Source organism: Tenacibaculum sp. AHE14PA (genome assembly GCF_019278465.1).
In the GTDB taxonomy this organism is placed as follows: domain Bacteria; phylum Bacteroidota; class Bacteroidia; order Flavobacteriales; family Flavobacteriaceae; genus Polaribacter; species Polaribacter bernardetii.
Map to the genome: position 1 here is coordinate 2738686 of NZ_CP058983.1, position 14865 is coordinate 2753550.

A 14865-nucleotide genomic window follows, 5' to 3' on the forward strand; every position below is an offset into this window, starting at 1 on the left:
TTTAGGTTATTAAAAACTAATTCGAAAATCTGTTGCAAAATATTATTTCTTTGTTGGGCTTGTACCCTTTTTAATGTAGTTTTGCATAGACAATTTACGCATAAAAAATAACAATATTTATGCCAAACTTTTGATTATGGGCAAACATTTGACAAAAAGAGAAGAAGATTACTCTAAATGGTATAACGAATTAGTTGTAAAAGCTAATTTAGCTGAGAACTCGGCAGTAAGAGGATGTATGGTTATAAAACCTTACGGATTTGCTATTTGGGAAAAAATGCAAGCAGAATTAGACAGAATGTTTAAGGAAACTGGGCACGAAAATGCTTATTTCCCGCTTTTTGTACCTAAAAGTTTATTTGAGGCTGAAGAGAAAAATGCAGAAGGATTTGCAAAAGAATGTGCTGTTGTAACGCATTATCGTTTGCAGAGTGATCCTGATAAACCAGGGAAATTAAGAGTAGATCCTGAAGCTAAGTTAGAGGAAGAATTAGTGGTTCGTCCTACTTCTGAGGCTATTATATGGAATACCTATAAAGGTTGGATACAATCATACCGTGATTTACCATTATTAATAAATCAATGGGCAAATGTAGTTCGTTGGGAAATGCGTACACGTTTATTTTTACGTACTGCCGAATTTTTATGGCAAGAAGGGCATACCGCACACGCTACAAAAGCAGAAGCTATTTCTGAAGCAAAACAAATGCAAGAAGTGTATGCAACATTTGCTGAAGATTTTATGGCAATGCCAGTAGTAAAAGGAGCTAAATCTGAAAGTGAACGTTTTGCAGGTGCCGATGATACTTTAACTATTGAAGCATTAATGCAAGATGGAAAGGCCTTACAGGCAGGAACATCTCACTTTTTAGGTCAGAATTTTGCAAAAGCTTTTGATGTGAAATATACCTCTAAAGAAGGAAAGAAAGAATACGTTTGGGCTACATCTTGGGGAGTTTCAACACGTTTAATTGGTGGTTTAATTATGACACATTCAGATGATGCAGGATTAGTTTTGCCTCCGAGATTAGCGCCAATTCAAGTTGTTATTGTCCCTATATATAAAGGAGAAGAGCAATTAGCTGCTATTTCAGAGAAAGTAGACGTAATCGTTAAAGAATTGCGTAAAAAAGGAGTTTCTGTTAAGTTTGATGATAGAGATACTTATAGACCAGGAGCTAAGTTTGCTGAATATGAACTAAAAGGTGTGCCGGTTAGAATTGCAATGGGTAACCGCGATTTAGAAAATGGTACTGTTGAAGTTGCACGTCGTGATACTTTCGAGAAGCAAACGATTGCTATAGATGAAGTAGTAAATGTTGTTGCTAATCTATTAGAAGAGATTCAAGAAAGCTTATTTAAAAAAGCTTTAGATTATAGAGCAGCTCATACTACTGAGGTTACAACTTTTGATGAATTTAAAGATGTAATAGAAAATAAAGGAGGTTTTGTATCTGCTCACTGGGACGGAACGACTGAGACAGAAGATAAGATTCAGGAATTAACAAAAGCAACCATTAGGTGTATTCCTAACGATGCTAAAGAGGAAGTAGGGAAGTGTATATTTACAGGGAACCCATCCTCTAAAAAGGTTCTTTTTGCGAAAGCATATTAATAAGAATAAAAAACCCTGCAAACGCAGGGTTTTTTATTCTTATTTTTTCCGCTAAAGTTTATAAGGGCAAATCTTATTTTAGATTATCATATGTTTTTTAACCTTAAAATAGATTCGTAAGGTAATTTAATTGAAGTCAAATGAAATTATTTCATGTTTTTTTGTGGGTAATTTTTACCTTTTTGTATCGAAATAGTACTGAAAACTATCTTATTAGGTTTTGTTTTTAAGATAGGGTATTTTAAAGTGATATAAAAACAGCAAAAAAAAATAAAAAAGCTTTGTAGGAATAAAAACTGTTACTATATTTGCACCCGCAATCAGGAAAAATTGGTTGTTTTGGTCCGTTCGTCTAGGGGTTAGGACGCATGGTTTTCATCCATGTAACACGGGTTCGATTCCCGTACGGACTACAGAGTTTAGTTAGTTTTTTAAAAGAGTTTAAATCTTTTATTAGTTAATTAAAAAAATAAAATTATTGCAAATATCAAAAAGTATTGTATATTTGCACCCGCAATCAGAATGATTGTTTTGGTCCGTTCGTCTAGGGGTTAGGACGCATGGTTTTCATCCATGTAACACGGGTTCGATTCCCGTACGGACTACAAAGTTTTTTATAAACAATTAAGAATCTAGTATAATGGCAAATCACAAGTCAGCAATAAAAAGAATTAGAAGTAACGACGCTAAGCGTTTAAGAAACAAATATCAGCATAAAACAACTCGTAATGCTGTTAGGAGATTAAAAGCGTCTGAAGACAAGAAGGAAGCAGAAGGTATGTTTTCTACTGTTGTATCTATGTTAGATAAATTAGCTAAAAATAACATTATTCATAAGAATAAAGCAGCTAACTTAAAATCTAAATTAGCTAAGCACGTTGCATCTTTATAAGACAATTTAAAGCTACAAAATAAAAAAACGCTTCGATTTTATCGAAGCGTTTTTTTGTGCGCTTTTGTTTGATGTAAATAAGATGTTTGATTTATGGTATTATGGTATAGATTTTACTAAAAACCCTTTTAGAATGAAGTGTATTAAGTTTTATCCTTGTGTCTGGTAGAGATTAATAGTAGTTGTTTTACCAATCGTATTTCTTGTGAGCGTCTAATCTTATGAAAATAAATAGGAGTAGTGTAAAACCCCATAAAGAAGAGCCTCCGTAACTGAAAAAAGGTAAAGGGATTCCGATAGTTGGTAGTAAGCCGATAACCATACCTATATTTACAATTAAGTGAAAGAATATGATAGAGGCTATGCCATAACCGTATATACGGCTAAATTTATTATTTTGCTTTTCTGATAAGTATATAATACGATATAAAAGCAACATAAATAGTATTATTACGAGAGAACTTCCTAAGAATCCCCATTCTTCCCCAATTGTACTATATATATAATCTGTATGTTGCTCAGGAACAAAATCTCCTTGTGTTCGATCGCCTTGTAAGAAACCTTTACCAAAAAAACCACCAGAACTAATTGTTAATTCTGATTGATAAGAGTTGTATCCAATTCCTTTTGTATCTGTAACCTTTCCTAATAAAATATCAAATCTGTCTTTTTGATGTTGTTCTAGAATGTTATCATACATATAGCCAATGCCAAAAACAAATAAACTTGTAAATATATACAGAGCAACTATTCTAAAGGCGTTAAACCTAATAAATCGTTTATTTTTATATACAGCATAGATGGTTGCAAGAGTGATGAGGGCTAAACAAATAATAAGGATTAGTTTGGCTCCGAAATAAATAGTTAATATAAATAAAAGTATAGATACGGCACCAAATATTAAATATACTAAACTTAATCCCTCTCTGTTTAAGACAAAAAAGAAAGCAAAGTAAATTAAAACAGAACCCATATCTGGCTGTAATGCAATAAGAAATGCAGGTAAAAATATTATAACAAATGTTTTTACTTGGTTTTTTATTAGTTTTAAGTTGTACTTACGGTCACTCATTAGTTTAGCAAGCGCTAATGCAGTAAATGCCTTTGCAAATTCTGAAGGTTGTAAACCAATGCCACCGAAATTATACCAAGATGTAGCTCCGTTAATTTTTTTTCCGAAAACAAAAACCCCGGCTAGTAGTATTAAAGAGAATATATATAAAACACTTGCAAATTGCTCGTAAAATTTCGAATTAAAGAAAAGAATAAGAATAATAACAGGAATTGTTAAGGATATAAAAATTAATTGTTTCCCGTACTTAGTAGAAAAGTCGAAAACATCTCTAGTTTCATCTGTTGATGAAGATGCGTAAATATTCATCCAGCCGAAACCAACAAGTATAATATAGATAAAAACTAGCAGCCAATCGATGCCTTCAAATATGTTATTTCGTTCCTGACGCAAGGGTATCTTTCTTTTTAATTAATTTATCATATTCTTTTTGAAGACTCATATTAATCATACGGTCTTCAAGGCGCTTATTTGTAATTGAGCCTCTAAGGTATTTTTCAATGAGAAGGCTAGTTACTGGTCCTGCTATTGTTGAGCCATACCCTCCATTTTCTACAAAAATTGCAATAGCGATTTTAGGATTATCTTTAGGGGCAAAAGCAATAAAAATAGAATGATCTTGGGCTTGTACCTTTTCTCCATCTATCATTTTAATTTTATTTTCAGCAGTTCCTGTTTTTCCACAAATTTCAATTCCTTTTATTTGATACCACTTAGCGGTTCCGTATGTAAAAACTTCGTGCATTGCTTCGATAGCGATAGGAAAATGTTTAGGGTCTATAGTAGTATTTCTACGGGTAGAATATGCAGAATCTGTAACTGTTTTATTATCAATTTTTTTTACAATATGTGGTGTGTAAAAGTAACCTTTATTAGCAATTGCAGCAGTCATGTTTGCTAGTTGCATAGGAGTTGCAAGTATTTCACCCTGACCAATTGAGTTTGAAATAGTATAGGTTGATTGCCATTTATTTTTATACCACTTGTTGTAAAAATCAGTATTAGGTACCATTCCTTTTCTTCCTGCAGGTAAGTCATAGCCAAGGTAATTTCCGAGACCAAAACTTTCAACGTGTTTGTTCCAGTTTTCCATTCCTTCTTTAGGATCACCAGTTTTATCAATAATTTTCTTATAAGTTGTGGCAAAATAACTATTACATGATTTGGCAATAGCGGTTTTTAAACGAATTGGTCTACCTGTAATACCACAGTGGCATCCCATGAACTCATTTTTACGTGCTCCGTATCTGTATCCATGTTGACAATACACACCAAAGTCTTTATCAATAACCTCTTCTTGTAAGCCAATTAATCCATTCAGAATTTTAAATGGAGAGCCAGGAGGGTACATAGCTTGCAATCCACGGTCAAAAGTTGGCATGTTTATGGTATCATTAAATAATTTTACTGAATTAGGAGACCTTTTTCTACCAACCAATAAATTAGGGTCGTAAGAAGGTGCTGTTATTAAAGCTAAAATCTCACCAGTTTTTGGTTCGATAGCTACAATACCACCTCTTTTTCCTTTCATTAATAATTCGCCGTATTGTTGTAATTCGCTATCAATAGTAAGTGTTAAATCTTTACCGGTAACAGCAAGTGTATCGAATTTACCATCTTTATACGAACCGGTAATTTTATTTAAGTTATTTCTTTTAAAACGCTTTTTACCTTTAACACCTCTAAGAACTCCTTCGTATTGTTTTTCTACCCCAAGTTTACCTATTAACTCTCCTTGTTCATAGTAATCATTTGTTCTTGCTTTTTTTTCGTTTACTTCAGCAATAAAGCCTAAAATATTGGCGCCAGTATCAATAGGGTAATTTCTAATAATACGTTTTTGAATGTAAAAACCTTTGTATTTTGGTAGTTTTTCTTGTAGATAAGCAAAATCTTCTTTCGCTAATTGTTTTAGAAACTTAGAAGGTAGCCATCGAGCATATTTTTCAGCTTTGTTATATCTTTTTTTAAAGTCTTCTTTTGTTATTTTTAAAAGGGCGCAAAACTCTAGAGTATCTAATGGTTCCACATCTTTAGGAACTACCATTACATCATATGATAATTGATTTGCTACTAATAATTTGTTATTACGATCGTATATATAACCACGTTCTGGGTAATCATATTCAATCTTAACAGCAGAGCTTTGTGCTGGGTTTTGGTCTGTGCCACGAATAACTTGCAATTGAAACAACCTAACAATATAAATTAGTCCAATAAGGGTGATTAAAAATATAAGTAAGAAACTACGTTTCATTTATTATTAGTGATTTTACTAGTTAAAAAGAAATAGTTTTTAGTTTAAGAAGACACTTAAGTTAGCTTTTTTCTAAATATAAAGCGACCTAAAAAATACAATACTAACGTAAACACACTCGAATATATTGTGTTTAGAAGTACTTCTGATAAATTGTAAAAACTAAAGTTAACTAAACTAAATAAAATGAAGTGGTGAATTAGTGTTAAAATTACGGTATAATTAAAAACTTTATCAAATGTTTCGAGCCTTAAACTGAATAATAAATAATCAGGTTCGTGCTTTTTAAAGATTGTTTTGATAAAAAAAAGCCTTATATAAGCGATACATAAAATAGAAAAACCATGTATTCCGCCTGAGTTAGAAAAAGCATCAACAGATAATCCTAATATAAAGGCTAAAGTTAAAAAAGGAAATCTATTAGAGTTTAAAGGGTATAAAAAAACAAAGACAATGTACAAGTACGGATTTACATACCCCAAAAATAAAACATTGTTTAGCACAAGTACTTGTAATAATAAAAGGAAAAAAAATAAAAATATGATATAAATCGTTCTATTCATCTTCAATTCTTTTAATTTCTTCTTTGTTAAGACTGGTAATAATATAAATATGCCCTAAGTTAGCCATGTCGTTAAATAACTTCACATCAATAGTGTTTGAAGCAGAAAGGTTTTCAGGAACTTCACTAATAGTACCAACAGGAATTCCTTTAGGAAAAATAGTAGATTTACCACCTGTAATAATGGTATCACCTATTTTAAAAACTGCCTGGCGTGGTATATCTGTTATCTGAACACTGTTGTAATCTAGTCCGTCCCACTTTAGTGTACCATAATAATTGTTGTTCTTAAACCCAACATTAATTCTACTATTAGAATTTAAAATAGACTGTACTCTTGCGAATTTAGCGCTTGTATTATCTGTAATGCCAATAATTCCCTTACTATTTATAACAGCCATCTCAGCATTAACACCATGTGCAGAACCTCTGTTTATAGTGATAAAGTTATTTGGTTTACTGTAGGAGTTATTTGTGATTTTTCCGTTAATGTATAAGAAGTTTTGGTCACTATCAATCGTTTTGCTAATAGTATCAGTAATTATAGAAAGTTGATCCAATTTATTTTTAAGACGCGTATTTTCTTCGGATAATTCTTTGTTTCTGCTTTTTAAGCTAAGGTATTCGGATAATTCTGATGATTTTTGATAAACACCACCAGTTATAAAATTAGTAGAACTAATAAATTTACTTTTATGAAAAGAATGGTTGTTAATGATTAATGCAACAGCAATAATTTCTAGAAATAGAAAAAACAAGAAGTTTTTATACCTCTGAAAGAAATAGATAAGCTGTTGCATATATAATAATCATTCAATATTTATTTGATCAATACAGACTTGTATTTTTCAAGGTTTTTTAAAGCAATACCAGTTCCTCTTACTACGGCACGAAGTGGATCTTCGGCAATGTATACGGGTAAATCTGTTTTTCTAGATAAGCGTTTATCTAATCCTCTAAGCATAGAACCACCACCAGCTAAATAAATACCAGTGTTATAAATATCAGCAGCTAATTCGGGCGGAGTTTTAGATAATGTTTCCATAACAGCATCTTCAATACGTAATATCGATTTGTCTAATGCTTTTGCAATTTCTCTATAAGATACTTGCACTTGTTTAGGTTTACCACTTAATAAATCACGTCCTTGTACCATCATATCTTCTGGAGGATTGTCAAGGTCTTCAGTCGCAGAGCCAATTTGTAACTTTATTTTCTCGGCAGTAGTTTCACCAACGTGTAAATTGTGTTGTGTACGCATGTAATACATAATGTCACTCGTAAATAAATCACCAGCAACTTTTACTGATTGATCACATACAATACCAGCTAAGGCAATTACCGCAATCTCAGTAGTACCACCACCTATATCTATAATCATGTTTCCTTTCGGCTCCATAATATCGATACCAACACCAATTGCAGCAGCCATTGGTTCGAAAATTAAATATATCTCTTTCGCATTCATATGGCGACCAGAGTCTATAACTGCTCGTTTTTCAACCTCTGTAATTCCTGAAGGAATACAAATAACCATTCGTAATGAAGGAGGAAAAAACTTCTTTTTGATAGCCGGGATTTGCTTTACAAATTCTTTAATCATCTCTTCAGATGCTTGAAAATCAGCAATCACTCCGTCTTTTAAAGGGCGTATAGTCTTTATGTTCTCGTGAGTTTTTCCTTGCATTCTGCTTGCTTCATGACCCGTGGCAATAATTTTACCAGTCAATCGGTTACGTGCAACGATGGACGGATTGTCGATAACAACTTTACCATTGTGAATGATAAGCGTGTTTGCAGTACCTAAATCGACTGCAATATCTTCTGTCATAAAATCGAAAAATCCCATATAAACTCCTTTGTTTTACCTGTTTCTAATGTATTCTCACAAATCTAATAAAAATCTGCGGGTATTTTACACTCAATGTTACTTAATGTTTAAAATGTCTTGTACCTGTAAAAACCATAGAAACATTGTTGTTATTACAGTAATCTATACTTAATTGATCTTTAATAGAACCACCTGGTTGAATTACACTTTGTATTCCTGCGTTATTTGCAATCTCTACACAATCAGGAAAAGGAAAAAAGGCATCACTTGCCATAACCGCTCCTTTTAAATCAAAATTAAAACTAGTTGCTTTGTCAATTGCTTGTTTTAAAGCATCAACTCTACTCGTTTGTCCTGTTCCGCCAGCAAGTAGTTGTTTGTTTTTTACTAAAATAATTGTATTCGATTTTGTGTTTTTACACAGCTTTGACGCAAATAGCAAATCATCTAACTCACTTTCTGATGGTTTCGTATTTGTAGGATATGATAAATCTTCTAATTTATCAGTAATGTTATCTTTATCTTGTATTAAAACTCCGTTTAACGCAGTTCTAACAGTTTGGGTAGGTAATGTTACTGCTTTCTGAATTAATAAAACCCTGTTTTTCTTACCTTTTAAAATTTCTAAAGCATCGGAGTCATAAGAAGGAGCAATTACTACCTCGCAAAATAGTTTATGAATTTCTTCGGCGGTAACTTTATTTATTTTAGTATTTGATATTAAAACACCTCCAAAAGCAGAAGTAGGATCACCTGCCAAGGCATCTACATAAGCTTGGTGAATTGTTTTTCTTTGTGCGAAACCACATGCGTTATTGTGTTTTAAAATAGCGAAAGTTGGTGCTTCACCCGAAAACTCGTTCATTAAGTTAACTGCAGCATCAACATCTAAAAGATTGTTGTAGCTTAATTCTTTACCATGTAATTTATCGAACATAGCTTCTAAATCACCAAAGAAGTATCCTTTTTGATGTGGGTTTTCACCATATCTTAAGGTTTTAGAATTGGTTTCGCTTGCTTTGTATACAACTTCATCTTCATTAAAATAATTAAAGATAGCCGTATCGTAGTGAGAAGAAATATTAAAAGCTTTAGCAGCTAATTTTTTTCTATCGCTAATTGATGTATTTCCGTTACTCTCTGTAATAAGGTTTAAAAAATCGCTGTATTGCTCCATTGAAGAAACAAGCACAGTGTCTTTAAAGTTTTTTGCAGCTGCACGGATTAATGAAATACCTCCGATATCAATTTTCTCAATAATATCTTGTTCTGGAGCACCAGAAGCTACTGTTTTTTCAAAAGGATATAAATCTACAATTACTAAATCTAATTGAGGAATATTATACTCTTGCATTTCAGCAACATCTCCTTTATGGTCTTGACGGTTTAAAATACCTCCAAATACTTTAGGGTGTAATGTTTTTACGCGACCTCCTAAAATTGAAGGATAAGAAGTTACTTCTTCTACAGGTACTACGTTAATTCCTAAATCTTTTATAAATTTCTCAGTTCCTCCGGTAGAGTATATAGTAACACCTAAGTCATTAAGTTTTTTTACTATAGGGGCTAATCCGTCTTTATGAAATACCGAAATTAGGGCAGATTTAATAGTTTTTGTATTGTTCATTGTTGTTGTGTTGTTAAGTGAACAAAGCTACTAAAACAGTAAAGGTTATACAATAATTATTTTTGCTTATTGTAAAACGAAAACACCACCAAATCTCTAAGAGATTTGGTGGTGTTTTTTGCAAAAAAACAAAAGTATTATTCAGCGTTTTCTAAGAAATCGTGAAACCATACTGTAATTTTTTCGAAAAAAGATTGTCGTGTTTTTGTACGAGCATTAGGATTGCCTAACGCAGCATAAGAGGGATATTCTTTGGTACTCATAATTTAGGGGATTATGTGGGGTTAATAAGAATGCAAACTTAAGAATAAAAAACCTAATAATCAAACGTTTACGTTAAATTTATATAAAAGAAGCTACTTTTTTACAAACATATTCTAATAATTCTTCGTCATTTGGCGTAAAAGGGTTAATAGTGTGAGAGTCAATGTCTATCTGACCAATGTTCTCGTTATTAACAAAAATAGGGATTACAATTTCAGATTTTACTTTCCAACCACAAGAAATATAATTATCTTGTTCTTTGGTGTCTTGTACTACAAAATTTTCATTACTAACCGCAACTTGTCCGCAAATACCTTTACCAAAAGGTATAATCGTATGTTCTGTAGGTTCGCCATTAAATTCAGCTAATTTTAATTCCTCTTTATCTCCATTTCTAAAGTAAAAACCTACCCAATCGTAATATGAAACTTCAGCAGCTAAGTAATCGCAAATTTGCTGTAACTTCTCTCCTTTAATAGCATTGCTTTCAGTTATCTGATCTATATTATTTTTTAATTCTTGTAAATTCATTATTGATACGTTTTTTAGTCTTATTCGTAATTCGAGCTAATAACTTACAAAAATAGTTTTAACAATTGTTTTAAAAAACAAATTTTTAATTTTTCGTATCTTTGCATTCAATGAAACAAGTAATTACTAAAATATCAACCATAACATTAGCCTTATTAGTGTTGTTTTCTACCTTTTCTTTTACGGTAGCTAAACATTATTGTGGTGATTTTTTAGTTGATGTTTCTTATGTAGGAGAAACTGGTAGTTGTAATGAAGGTGAAAAAGATGATTGCGCAACAGTAATTAAAAAGAAATGCTGTAAAGATGAAGTGCATCAGATAGATGGACAGGATAAAATACAAAAAGTATCTTCAAAAAAAATAAGTTTTCAGCAAGTTAAATTATTTGTAGCTTTTTATAGCTCTTACGATTTGTTATTTGAAAATGATGAAAGTCAACCCAATTTTCATCAATATTATTCTCAACCTGATTTAGTTTATGATATTCAGGTACTTCACGAAGTATATATTATATGATTTTATAATTCTTTTAAATAAGTAAGAGTTGTAAAATTTAATATGATATAAAATAATGAAAATAAATATATTCAGTATTTTAATACTGATATCTAGTATCACCTTTGCTCAAGAGAAGTTTAAAGGTATGATTATGGATAAAAACGGACCTAAAGATAATTTAGGTGTTTACGGAGCAAGTGTGCATTGGTTGAATACTAACGTAGGCGTAACTACAAACGAAAAAGGATGGTTTACAATTCCTTATCAACAAGAGTATAAGAAATTGGTTGTTAGTTTTGTGGGTTTTAAAACGGATACTATTACGATAAATTCCTTAAAACCAATCCATCATTTTTTAACAGAAAGCAATACTTTAAAAGAGATAACTGTTAAGTCTAAAAAAAGTGCTACTCAAAAATCATATTTGCAAGCTCAAAATGTAATGATGATTAACAGTGCGGAATTATTAAAAGCGGCTTGTTGTAATTTGGCAGAAAGTTTTGAAACCAATCCATCAATTGATGTTAATTATTCGGATGCATTAACAGGAACAAAGCAAATTCAAATGTTAGGTTTAACGAGTCCGTATTTGTTAATTACACAAGAAAATATTCCATCTATACGAGGTGCATCACAGGCATTTGGGCTTTCTTTTACGCCAGGTACTTGGGTAGAAAGTATCCAGATAACAAAAGGTGCGGGTAGTGTTGTAAATGGTTATGAAAGTATTTCGGGACAAATAAATGCCGAATTGGTAAAGCCATATACGAATCATCGTTTTTTTGTAAATGCTTACGGATCAGCTGGAGGAAGAATGGAATTTAACACCCATTTTAATCAAAAAGTAAGTGATAAGTGGCAAACAGGTTTGTATGTTCACGGGAATTACCGAGGAGAAAAATTTGATAAAAATGATGATAATTTTTTAGATAATCCGCTAGCAAAGCAAATTAATATCATGAACCGCTGGCAGTATGTAGATGCGCAAAAAGGATGGGTGAGTTTTATTAATTTTAGATATTTAGATGATGAGAAGCAAGTAGGTGAAGTTAATTTTAATCCTGATTTAGATAAAAGTTCTACTACTGTTTGGGGAAGTGAAATTAAAACAAAACGCTTTGATACTTCTGCTAAATTGGGCTATGTTTTTCCTGATTTACCTTTTCAAAGTATGGGTGTACAGGCTGCTTATAGTAATCATAAACAAGATTCGTATTTTGGATTAAATGATTATAATATTCAACATCAAAGTTTTTACAGTAGTTTTGTTTTCAATTCAATTATAGGAGATACTAGAAGTAAGTTTAAAACAGGACTTAGTTTTACGTATGATAAGTATGACGAGTTTGTAAACGTTACCACGGCAAGTAATTATGATCGTAAAGAAAACTCTGTAGGTGCCTTTTTCGAATATGCTTATGATAATGCTGATGATATAAGTATTACTGCGGGATTAAGAATTGATACACATAATATATTAGGAATCTTTGTAACGCCTCGTTTACATATTCGTTATGTACCTTGGGAACAAGGAGTATTTAGAACATCGATAGGAAAAGGAAGAAGAAGTGCAAATATTTTTGCTGAAAATCAACAATTTTTTGCGTCTTCAAGACAAGTTAATATTGATGATGTAGGAGGTAAGGTTTATGGTTTAAGTCCGGAAATAGCTTGGAATTACGGAATATCATTTTTACAAGGTTACAAATTGTTTAGTAAAAAGGGAGATATTACTTTTGATTTTTACAGAACAGATTTCGAAAATCAAGTTGTGGTAGATTGGGAAAATCCGCAGGAAATATCTTTTTATAATTTAGACGGAAAAAGTGTTGCTAATAGTTTTCAGTTAGAAGTAAATCAAAATATAGCACCATATTTTAATACTCGTTTTTCATATAAATACTACGATGTAAATACGGATTATAAATCAGGGAATTTAGATAAAGCATTACAGGCAAAACATCGATTTTTTGCAAATGTTTCTTATGAGACAGAGAAAAAGGAAAATGATGCGCATTGGAAATTTGATGTTACTTATAATTGGATAGGGAAGCAACGTTTACCAAACACGCAGTCAAATCCAGTTCAATACAGATTACCAGAATTTTCAAAAAGTTATAATTTGTTAAACACTCAGGTAACAAAAGTGTTTTCTAAAAAGTTTGAATTATATGCGGGAGCAGAAAATTTAACAAACTACAAACAAAAAAATCCGATATTGGGAAGCGATAATCCTTTTGGTTCAAGTTTTGATACCACAATTATATATGCGCCCGTATTTGGAAGTAATTATTACGCAGGTTTAAGATTTAAAATAGATTAAGATGAAAAAAATAGTATTAGTAATAACAGTTTTGTTGATGAGTATATCTTTATCAGCACAAGAAAAGAAGAAAAATGCCAAAGTATCTATTGATGTGGATGGTGTTTGTATGATGTGTAAAGGGCGTATTGAAAAGGCAGCTTTAAATACTAAAGGTGTAAAATATGCGCAGTGGAATGTACAAACACATGAGCTAAAATTAATTATTGATGAACGTAAGACGGATGTTAAAACGATTCAGCAAAATGTAGCAAATGTTGGTCATGATACGAAAGCAGTAAAAGCAACAAAGGAAGCTTACGATGGCTTACACGGTTGTTGTAAGTATCGAAGTGAAGAAATACAAGACGATCATAAAAACGAAAAGAAGTAAATAAAAAAAATCCCGAGTTTTAAACTCGGGATTTTTTTATTTATAACATTTTTAATGAATTAACTTCTAATTCGGTTAACTCACGCCATCTACCACGAGGTAAATTACGTTTAGTCATACCTGCAAAAACAACACGATCTAGTTTTGTTACCGCATATCCGAAGTTTTCAAATATTTTACGAACAATTCTGTTTCTTCCAGAATGTATTTCAATACCAACTTCTGTTTTTCTTTCACCTTCTACATAAGAAACGGCATCAATAAAAACTTTTTTACCTTCAATAATAACATCACCACGTAATTTATCTAAATCAGATATTGATAATTTTTTATCTAAAGAAGCATGATATAGTTTACGTACATCATGTTTTGGGTGTGTTAATTTCTTAGCTAGCTCACCATCGTTTGTGAATAATAACAAACCAGTAGTATTTCTGTCTAATCTTCCAACAGGATAAATACGTTCTTTGGTTGCATTGGCTACAATTTCCATTACTGTTTTACGACCACGGTCATCCTCCATGGTAGTAATATAGTTTTTTGGCTTGTTTAATAATATATAACGTTTTTGTTCTATAGAAATTAATGTTCCGTCGAAACGAACTTCATCAGTAGGTTGTACTTTGTAGCCCATTTGAGTCATTAATTTACCATTAACAGCAACACTACCATGTTCTATATAAGTATCAGCTTCTCTTCGTGAACACACTCCAGAATTAGAAATGTATTTGTTTAAACGAATCCCTGTGCTTTCATCAGAGCTAGTTTGCTTTGGTTTATTAGCAGCTGATTTTTTAAGGTCTCTATTAAATTGTTTTTTGTTGTCAGAAGAGCTAGTTGCAAATCTTGGTTTTTCAGATGATTTTCTAACAGGTCTGTCGGTTCTGTCAGATCTATTATCAGATCTAAATGATTTTTTTTCACGAGGATTGCTGTTTCTATCAGCCTGTCGTCCTCTCGACGAGTTTTTTGAATTCATAATTAAATTTTAAAAGGGTGCAAATGTACGGTAATTATT

General features: G+C 31.8%; 14 protein-coding genes and 2 tRNA genes. 7 read left to right on the forward strand and 9 right to left on the reverse strand.

What is annotated here, in order from left to right; translation table 11 throughout:
* Positions 1–136: 136 nt before the first annotated feature.
* The 4 genes from proS to rpsT all read left to right on the forward strand — a co-directional run bounded on the left by proS (position 137) and on the right by rpsT (position 2507).
* On the forward strand, positions 137–1615 hold the full coding sequence (proS, locus tag H0I30_RS12620) for a proline--tRNA ligase (RefSeq protein WP_218772213.1): 1479 nt from the start codon (positions 137–139) through the stop codon (positions 1613–1615).
* A 341-nt stretch (positions 1616–1956) separates the two neighbouring features.
* A tRNA-Glu gene (locus H0I30_RS12625) sits at positions 1957–2028 on the forward strand.
* Between the two features lie 120 nt (positions 2029–2148).
* Positions 2149–2220 (forward strand) — tRNA-Glu (locus tag H0I30_RS12630).
* 35 nt (positions 2221–2255) lie between these two features.
* Positions 2256–2507 (forward strand): 30S ribosomal protein S20, encoded by a 252-nt coding sequence (rpsT, locus tag H0I30_RS12635; RefSeq protein WP_218772214.1) that lies wholly within the window; start codon positions 2256–2258, stop codon positions 2505–2507.
* Between the two features lie 187 nt (positions 2508–2694).
* Here the strand turns inward: rpsT and rodA are convergent, their stop codons facing one another.
* The 8 genes from rodA to H0I30_RS12670 all read right to left on the reverse strand — a co-directional run bounded on the left by rodA (position 2695) and on the right by H0I30_RS12670 (position 10651).
* Positions 2695–3972 (reverse strand): rod shape-determining protein RodA, encoded by a 1278-nt coding sequence (rodA, locus tag H0I30_RS12640; protein WP_218772215.1) that lies wholly within the window; start codon positions 3970–3972, stop codon positions 2695–2697.
* On the reverse strand, positions 3953–5836 hold the full coding sequence (mrdA, locus tag H0I30_RS12645; protein WP_218772216.1) for a penicillin-binding protein 2: 1884 nt from the start codon (positions 5834–5836) through the stop codon (positions 3953–3955). Before mrdA ends, rodA begins: the two co-directional genes overlap by 20 nt.
* Before the next feature lie 56 nt (positions 5837–5892).
* A complete protein-coding gene (mreD, locus tag H0I30_RS12650) occupies positions 5893–6399 on the reverse strand; it encodes a rod shape-determining protein MreD (protein ID WP_218772217.1) in 507 nt (168 codons plus the stop codon).
* The gene (gene mreC, locus H0I30_RS12655; protein WP_218772218.1) at positions 6392–7198 is read right to left on the reverse strand and encodes a rod shape-determining protein MreC; all 807 of its coding nucleotides are present in this window, start codon (positions 7196–7198) and stop codon (positions 6392–6394) included. The genes mreD and mreC overlap by 8 nt, the downstream gene beginning before the upstream one ends.
* Positions 7199–7218: 20 nt before the next feature.
* Positions 7219–8247 carry a rod shape-determining protein gene (locus H0I30_RS12660; protein WP_218772219.1) on the reverse strand — a complete coding sequence of 343 codons (1029 nt, stop codon included), beginning with the start codon at positions 8245–8247 and terminating at the stop codon, positions 7219–7221.
* An 82-nt stretch (positions 8248–8329) separates the two neighbouring features.
* Positions 8330–9856, reverse strand: a complete 1527-nt coding sequence (gene purH / locus H0I30_RS12665; protein WP_218772220.1) for a bifunctional phosphoribosylaminoimidazolecarboxamide formyltransferase/IMP cyclohydrolase — start codon at positions 9854–9856, stop codon at positions 8330–8332.
* A gap of 137 nt (positions 9857–9993) precedes the next feature.
* On the reverse strand, positions 9994–10119 hold the full coding sequence (locus H0I30_RS13065) for a hypothetical protein (RefSeq protein ID WP_255554302.1): 126 nt from the start codon (positions 10117–10119) through the stop codon (positions 9994–9996).
* Positions 10120–10198: 79 nt separating this feature from the next.
* Positions 10199–10651 carry a GAF domain-containing protein gene (locus H0I30_RS12670; protein ID WP_218772221.1) on the reverse strand — a complete coding sequence of 151 codons (453 nt, stop codon included), beginning with the start codon at positions 10649–10651 and terminating at the stop codon, positions 10199–10201.
* A gap of 110 nt (positions 10652–10761) precedes the next feature.
* Here H0I30_RS12670 and H0I30_RS12675 point away from each other — a divergent pair, with 110 nt between their 5' ends.
* From H0I30_RS12675 to H0I30_RS12685, 3 genes are read left to right on the forward strand one after another with little or no spacing between them, the layout of a single operon-like run.
* A complete protein-coding gene (locus H0I30_RS12675; protein WP_218772222.1) occupies positions 10762–11169 on the forward strand; it encodes a hypothetical protein in 408 nt (135 codons plus the stop codon).
* A gap of 55 nt (positions 11170–11224) precedes the next feature.
* A complete protein-coding gene (locus H0I30_RS12680; RefSeq protein ID WP_255554303.1) occupies positions 11225–13474 on the forward strand; it encodes a TonB-dependent receptor domain-containing protein in 2250 nt (749 codons plus the stop codon).
* Between the two features lies 1 nt (position 13475).
* A complete protein-coding gene (locus H0I30_RS12685) occupies positions 13476–13847 on the forward strand; it encodes a heavy-metal-associated domain-containing protein (RefSeq protein WP_218772223.1) in 372 nt (123 codons plus the stop codon).
* Positions 13848–13887: 40 nt separating this feature from the next.
* On the opposite strand, the gene H0I30_RS12690 is transcribed toward H0I30_RS12685, so the two are convergent.
* Positions 13888–14826 carry a pseudouridine synthase gene (locus H0I30_RS12690; RefSeq protein WP_218772224.1) on the reverse strand — a complete coding sequence of 313 codons (939 nt, stop codon included), beginning with the start codon at positions 14824–14826 and terminating at the stop codon, positions 13888–13890.
* Positions 14827–14865: the final 39 nt, after the last annotated feature.

What these genes read in the sequence shown, in the direction of transcription:
- H0I30_RS12685 (WP_218772223.1), top strand. Translation starts at nt 13,476, where the DNA reads ATGAAAAAAATAGTATTAGTAATAACAGTTTTGTTGATGAGTATATCT.
- H0I30_RS12680 (WP_255554303.1), top strand. Translation starts at nt 11,225, where the DNA reads ATGAAAATAAATATATTCAGTATTTTAATACTGATATCTAGTATCACC.
- H0I30_RS12670 (WP_218772221.1), bottom strand. Translation starts at nt 10,651, where the DNA reads ATGAATTTACAAGAATTAAAAAATAATATAGATCAGATAACTGAAAGC.
- H0I30_RS12675 (WP_218772222.1), top strand. Translation starts at nt 10,762, where the DNA reads ATGAAACAAGTAATTACTAAAATATCAACCATAACATTAGCCTTATTA.
- H0I30_RS12660 (WP_218772219.1), bottom strand. Translation starts at nt 8,247, where the DNA reads ATGGGATTTTTCGATTTTATGACAGAAGATATTGCAGTCGATTTAGGT.
- mreC (WP_218772218.1), bottom strand. Translation starts at nt 7,198, where the DNA reads ATGCAACAGCTTATCTATTTCTTTCAGAGGTATAAAAACTTCTTGTTT.
- mrdA (WP_218772216.1), bottom strand. Translation starts at nt 5,836, where the DNA reads ATGAAACGTAGTTTCTTACTTATATTTTTAATCACCCTTATTGGACTA.
- purH (WP_218772220.1), bottom strand. Translation starts at nt 9,856, where the DNA reads ATGAACAATACAAAAACTATTAAATCTGCCCTAATTTCGGTATTTCAT.
- H0I30_RS12690 (WP_218772224.1), bottom strand. Translation starts at nt 14,826, where the DNA reads ATGAATTCAAAAAACTCGTCGAGAGGACGACAGGCTGATAGAAACAGC.
- rpsT (WP_218772214.1), top strand. Translation starts at nt 2,256, where the DNA reads ATGGCAAATCACAAGTCAGCAATAAAAAGAATTAGAAGTAACGACGCT.
- H0I30_RS13065 (WP_255554302.1), bottom strand. Translation starts at nt 10,119, where the DNA reads ATGAGTACCAAAGAATATCCCTCTTATGCTGCGTTAGGCAATCCTAAT.
- proS (WP_218772213.1), top strand. Translation starts at nt 137, where the DNA reads ATGGGCAAACATTTGACAAAAAGAGAAGAAGATTACTCTAAATGGTAT.
- mreD (WP_218772217.1), bottom strand. Translation starts at nt 6,399, where the DNA reads ATGAATAGAACGATTTATATCATATTTTTATTTTTTTTCCTTTTATTA.